This is a genomic window from Bacteroides cellulosilyticus DSM 14838 (assembly GCF_000158035.1).
In the GTDB taxonomy this organism is placed as follows: Bacteria; Bacteroidota; Bacteroidia; order Bacteroidales; family Bacteroidaceae; genus Bacteroides; species Bacteroides cellulosilyticus.
This window is the reverse complement of record NZ_EQ973491.1, coordinates 731,806-737,734: the sequence shown is the minus strand read 5'-3', so window position 1 is coordinate 737,734 and position 5,929 is coordinate 731,806. Positions and strand designations below refer to the sequence as shown.

At 44.2% G+C, this 5,929-nt stretch carries 5 protein-coding genes; 2 read left to right on the top strand and 3 right to left on the bottom strand.

The window, feature by feature from the left end; all coding sequences use genetic code 11:
- Both BACCELL_RS15125 and BACCELL_RS15120 read left to right on the top strand, forming a co-directional pair.
- Window positions 1-388, top strand: a 388-nt coding sequence (locus BACCELL_RS15125) for a C40 family peptidase (RefSeq protein ID WP_007212745.1), incomplete at its 5' end; no start/stop codon positions are given.
- Window positions 389-424: 36 nt separating this feature from the next.
- Window positions 425-1,309: a TraB/GumN family protein gene (locus tag BACCELL_RS15120; protein WP_007212744.1), complete on the top strand. Its 885-nt coding sequence runs from the start codon at window positions 425-427 to the stop codon at window positions 1,307-1,309.
- A gap of 128 nt (window positions 1,310-1,437) precedes the next feature.
- Here the strand turns inward: BACCELL_RS15120 and BACCELL_RS15115 are convergent, their stop codons facing one another.
- From BACCELL_RS15115 to BACCELL_RS15105, 3 genes are all read right to left on the bottom strand, one after another.
- Window positions 1,438-3,732, bottom strand: a complete 2,295-nt coding sequence (locus BACCELL_RS15115) for a GH92 family glycosyl hydrolase (RefSeq protein ID WP_007212743.1) — start codon at window positions 3,730-3,732, stop codon at window positions 1,438-1,440.
- A 26-nt stretch (window positions 3,733-3,758) separates the two neighbouring features.
- Window positions 3,759-4,730 (bottom strand): glycoside hydrolase family 130 protein, encoded by a 972-nt coding sequence (locus tag BACCELL_RS15110; protein WP_007212742.1) that lies wholly within the window; start codon window positions 4,728-4,730, stop codon window positions 3,759-3,761.
- 29 nt (window positions 4,731-4,759) lie between these two features.
- Window positions 4,760-5,929 (bottom strand): MFS transporter (locus BACCELL_RS15105; protein ID WP_007212741.1); only part of this gene is annotated, 1,170 nt, incomplete at its 5' end.

Below are 5,929 nucleotides of genomic sequence, written 5' to 3'. Positions count from 1 at the left end.
AGACATAAATAAGGAAGATAACCACAAATTGTACATAGCCTCTGCGGAGTGGATAGGTGTCCCCTACCGCGCAGGCGGTGACAACAAACGCGGAACAGATTGTTCCGGACTGGTATCACAACTCTATAAGCAGGTATACAACATCCGTTTATCCAGAAGCACCGATGAACAACTCAAAGAAAGCAATAAAGTCTCCCGTCGCAACCTGCGTGAGGGAGATTTGGTGTTTTTCACCAGTCGTGCGTCCAAGAAAAGAGTGGCCCATGTGGGTATCTATCTTAAAAATGGGAAATTCATACATGCCAGCACAAGTAAAGGAGTTATTGTCAGCAGTCTCAACGAGCAATACTACACGCAATACTGGCTTCGCGGAGGACGAGTAAAATAATAAGCAATATTCAAATGAACTTTAAATAGAAAAATAATGAAAAAGATTTTAGGTATTCTCCTTTTTATCGGCATCGCACTGAATGCCAATGCGCAGTTACTCTGGAAAATATCCGGTAACGGCCTGGAAAAGCCCTCATATATTTTAGGAACGCACCATTTAGCTCCGCTAAGCATAAAAGACAGCATTGCCGGCTTGCCACAGGCAGTAGACGGTACTTCACAAGTATATGGAGAAGTAGTTATGTCCGAAGCAATGTCTCCTGAATTCATGCAAACGATGCAGCAAAACATGATGATGGCGGGAGACACGACTCTTCAAGTTCTCTTCACCCCCGAACAATATGAGTTAGTAGGTAAGGCTGTAAAAGAAAACCTGATGGCGGATATTGCCATGTTAGCTAAAATGAAACCGGCTTTCATCACCCAGCAATTGACTCTTATTTTATGTATGAAGCATTTGGGTGGTTTCAATCCACAAGAACAACTGGATACTTACTTCCAACAACAAGCTATACAGAGTGGCAAGAAAGTAGGCGGTTTGGAAACTCCGATATCACAAATCAACGTACTGCTCAATAGTCAGACATTGCAACGCCAGGCAAACCTGCTTTACTGTTTAGTAAGTGACATCGATAAAGCTATGGATCAAACCAAACGCCTGAACAATGCCTATAAAGCTCAAAACCTGGACGAAATGTTGAAACTGATGGAAGAGCGTGACGGCAACTCTTGTGACCCTCAACCGGGAGAAATGGAAGATCTGTTAGACAACCGCAACAAAGCCTGGATTGAGAAGATGCCTTCAATCATGAAAGAAATCCCTACTCTCTTTGTAGTGGGTGCAGGACATCTGCCAGGAACAAATGGGGTATTGAAGCTATTGAAAGAAAAAGGTTATACAGTGGAACCTATGAAATAAAATACTATAAATTCTCTCTTTACTAACATTACCTAAACACGAAAACAATGAAAATATCGGGTGATCGCAAGTGGTTTGTGATCACCCGTTTTTTTGATCAAAGTTGTTTTTATCTTCTCTTCTTTATACTATCGAAGTATAAATCTCAGCACTCCACCTTTTACCAGTTCTTCATGACTGATGCGGTAGCGGGATAATTTCTTCCCTCCTAACTCCATCTCACGAATGTATAAGGACTCTGTTGAAGGGCGCCCAGTTTCTATCACCAGCTTATCGCTTCCCCAAGTATCAGAGTCAAGACGAATCACCACCTTGTCGAATACAGGCGTAGTAAGGGTATAATACGGATCACCAGGACAGTCGGGGTAAAATCCTATCATGTTAAAGATGGCCCAGGTAGACATGGTACCGGTATCATCATTACCGGGAATACCATCGGGAGCATTTTTAAAATACTTCTGCAAAAGCCTTTGAGTCTCTTTTTGCGTACGCCATTCTTCACCCTTGAAATAAGAAAAGAGATGAGCATAAGCAATGTCGGGTTCATTGGCGGGATCATAGAGACCATCGTCAAAGACACGCTGAAGTTTTTCAATGAAAGGTTTCTGTCCACCCATGAGACGGGCAAGCCCTTTCACATCGTGAGGAACATAGAAACTGTAATTCCAGGCACATCCTTCATGAAAACCGGGATTCGGTTCAAAATTCTCTCCCTGTCTCGGATTGAAAGGTGAATAAAACTGACCGTCAGGCAGAATGGGACGGAAAGTACCAAATTCCTTACTATAGTAGTGTTTATATCCCAATGAACGGTTATAAAAAAGACAGGCATCAGCCTGATATTTCCGCGCTTCTGCTTTTTTACCCTGTTCCGCTGCCCGTTTACCCAATGCATCCGCCAGCAGGGAAAGAGAATAATCCGCAATATAATACTCCAATGCATGAGAAACTGAATTATCGTACTGTTCACGCAAAGGAACATATCCTAATGACATATAATCATCATTATCCGGCCTTAGCAAATTCTCGGCACCGGGCAAAGTGGCAGATTTATACATAGCTTCATAAGCCAGATCGATATCAAAATCACGTAATCCTTTCAACCAGGTATCAACGATGACAGGAATAGACGGGTCACCCTCCATAGTCAACGTTTCACGTCCGTAGAGTTCCCATTTGGGCAGCCAACCATGTTCGCGATACATATCGAGCATGGAACGCACCATTTGTAACTGACGTTCGGGATAAACCAACGTAAGGAGTTGGTGAACATTACGATACGTATCCCAAAGCGAGAAAACAGTGTAACGCTCTCCCTTTGTTGTCAGAATCTGATCACTTTCCATGGCGGGATACTGACCATTGACATCTTGCAGGATATTGGGATGTATCAATGTATGGTAAAGAGCAGTATAAAAGACAGTTTTCTGTTCTTCCGTTCCGCCTTCGACAAGGATACGCGAAAGATCCTCATTCCAACGCATACGGGCATCAGCCAATACCTGACTGAAATTCTTTCCACTTTGCTCTGTATCCAGATTCAAACGGGCATTCTCAATGCTTACAAAAGAAACTCCCATTTGCACTTCGATCTGTTCATCTTCCGTCGTGTTGAAAGTAAGAAAAGCACCGATATCATCTCCGGCTATTTCCTTACGATAACGGGTATAAAGTTTGTAGCGTCCGTTGTCAGGATCCCATTCAGCTTCCACTCCGGTCATGGGACGCTGCTTTTTCCAATAACCGCTGGATGCCGGTTGCTTGTTGACACGCATTACAAAATAAATGGGAAATACCGCCTGGGGGTTATAGCAGAAAGTTCCCAATAATTTCATACCTTCAAATTCGGTGTCGCTCACCTGTTTCAAGAAAGCACCGGTTTCATTCGTCAGTCCTTCACCCAAATTCAGTAATACATGACTCTGTCCGGCAGGAAACGTAAAACGTGAAACACCCGTGCGGGGAGTGGCAGACACCTCAGTCTTTACATTATAGCGAGTGAGGAAATTACTGTAATATCCCGGAGAAGCCTGTTCATCTTTATAACGACTTCCATACTCTTTATAATCTACGGACAATTCACCCGTAGTAGGCATCAGCAATAAAGATCCCAGTTCGGGACACCCTACACCACTCAGATTGACATGCGAATAGCCGGTGAAAAAACAATTGTGATACTCGTAAGGAGTAGACCACCAACGAGCATCTTTATCATACTTATTATCTTCCGATCCCATCACATTGAAGGGGACCACGGACATCATTCCATTAGGACAAACCGCTCCCGGATTCGTAGTTCCAAAGTTGGTAGTACCGATGAAAGGATTGACATAGCTTATAGGTAAAGCCCCCTCTCCACCTCCGGCAAACGCCGGAAGCAGACAAAGGGCAGAAAGTGTGTAAGCCAATAAAATACGTTTCATAGTCGACTGATTCTTTAAGGGATTAACTATACAATGCTGTTTTTCTTCGTAAATTCTATGATTTCCGAAATATAGCCAAAGGCCATGCCAACAACTGTATCAGCAGCGCCATAATATACAGCTACTTTATCTCCATCCTGCAAAGAGGCGCAAGGAAATACTACATTGGGCACATCTCCCTGCAATTCATAAGGAGCAGCAGGTGCAAGCAGATACGGACGGGTACGATATAACACTTTGGCAGGATTCTCTTTATCAAGAATGGCTGCTCCCATGGAATAGCGGAAACCGTTGCAGGTAGTAATAACCCCATGATAGAATATCAACCAGCCCTCTTCAGTAAGGAACGGAACAGAACCTGCCCCTATCTTCGTACACTGCCATGCACTTTCGGGGAAAGGGGTAACTTTCATCACACAACGGTGTTCCCCCCAATATTTCATATCCGGACTGTAACTGATGTAAATATCTCCAAACGGTGTATGACCGTTGTCGCTCGGACGACTCAACATAGCATATTTACCATCTATCTTCTGCGGAAAAAGTACCCCATTGCGGTTAAAAGGCAAAAAGGCATTTTCGCACTGGAAGAATTCTTTGAAGTCGAATGTATAACCGATACCAATTGTAGGTCCGTGGTAACCATTGCACCAAGTAATCCAATAACGATCTTCAATCCAGGTGACACGCGGATCATATTTATACTCGGACTCTATCATCTCCGTATTCCCCGCCTTAAAGCTGATGGGCTCGTGATTTATCTCCCAATTGATTCCGTCTTTACTAAAGCCCGCAAAGATATTCATCTGCACCGACTTATTGTCACAACGGAACACACCGGCAAACCCATCTCCGAACGGAACTACCGCACTGTTGAAAATACTGTTGGAACTCGGAATGTGGTAACGCCCGATAACCGGGTTCTTAGAATAGCGCCACATGACATCTGAGCAACCTTCAGGACGTTCTTCCCAAGGCATTATAATTTTACTGTCCATAATTCTTCTTATTTATATTGTTAATAATATCATTTTTTCTTTTCATCCGGATAGGTAAACGGCACAAAATACGTTATCAGGAATGCCGGAATAGTAGCAAACATCGTGAAGATGAAGAATGTCTTATATCCCAACGCGTTACTGACAAAGCCACTGATAGAACCCGGCAACATCACACCCAGATTCATGATGCCTGAAGCAAAAGCATAATGAGCCATCTGGTGCTTACCGGGTGCCACTTGCTGCATCATAAACAGCGACAAACCTACGAATCCGAAACCATAACCGAAATATTCAAGCACAATGGCACCGCCTATCAACATGCCGTTCTCCGGCTGATAAATGGCCAGTAGCGTATAAGCCAGAAACGGAAGATTGAAAATGCAGCACAGCGAAAACAGCGTGCGACTCAACCCTCTGTGAGATATATAATAGCCGGCCAACAGGGAACCCAGCACAAATGCAGCCGCCCCATAAGTACCATAGTACAAACCTATCTCCTGTTCTCCCAGTCCCAGACCACCGACTGAACGTTCCGCCTTCAGAAACAACGGCACTATCTTCATGACAAAGCCTTCGGCCAAACGATAAAGAATGATGAAAGTAATGTAATACCAGATATGTTTCTTCTGAAAGAAGTTCCGGATAACTTCCACCAACCGGTTCCAGGTTTCCTTGCCGGATGTCGTGCCCGTGGCAGCAGTGCCTCCCGAAGGCAACATACGCATGTGATACACTCCCAGCAATACCATTACAGCAGCCAGAATGAACATAACCGTCATCCAAGCCTGCACAGTAGCCTCATGACGAACAGTCTCCTCCACTCCCGGAACTCCCCCATAGTGTTTCAACAACCACCCTGCCAACCAAACCAACCCACCGGATGCGACAATCTTAGCAATATTATAGAAAGCACCTTGCCAACCGATATATTTAGCCTGATCCTGCTTATTCAATTCTGACATATAAACACCATCGGTCGCAACATCATGCGTTGCCCCGCTGAAAGCAATAATCGCCAGTAAAGCAATACATACAGCAAAGAAAGCCGGAAGATGCAACGCCAACGCTACCAGGGCAAAGCCTGCCCCGGTAATCAGTTGTGTCAACACTACAAAGAATTTCTTCGTTTTGAACATCTCCAAGAACGGACTCCAAAGGAATTTCAGTGTCCAGGGCAGCATAATCAGTGATGTCCA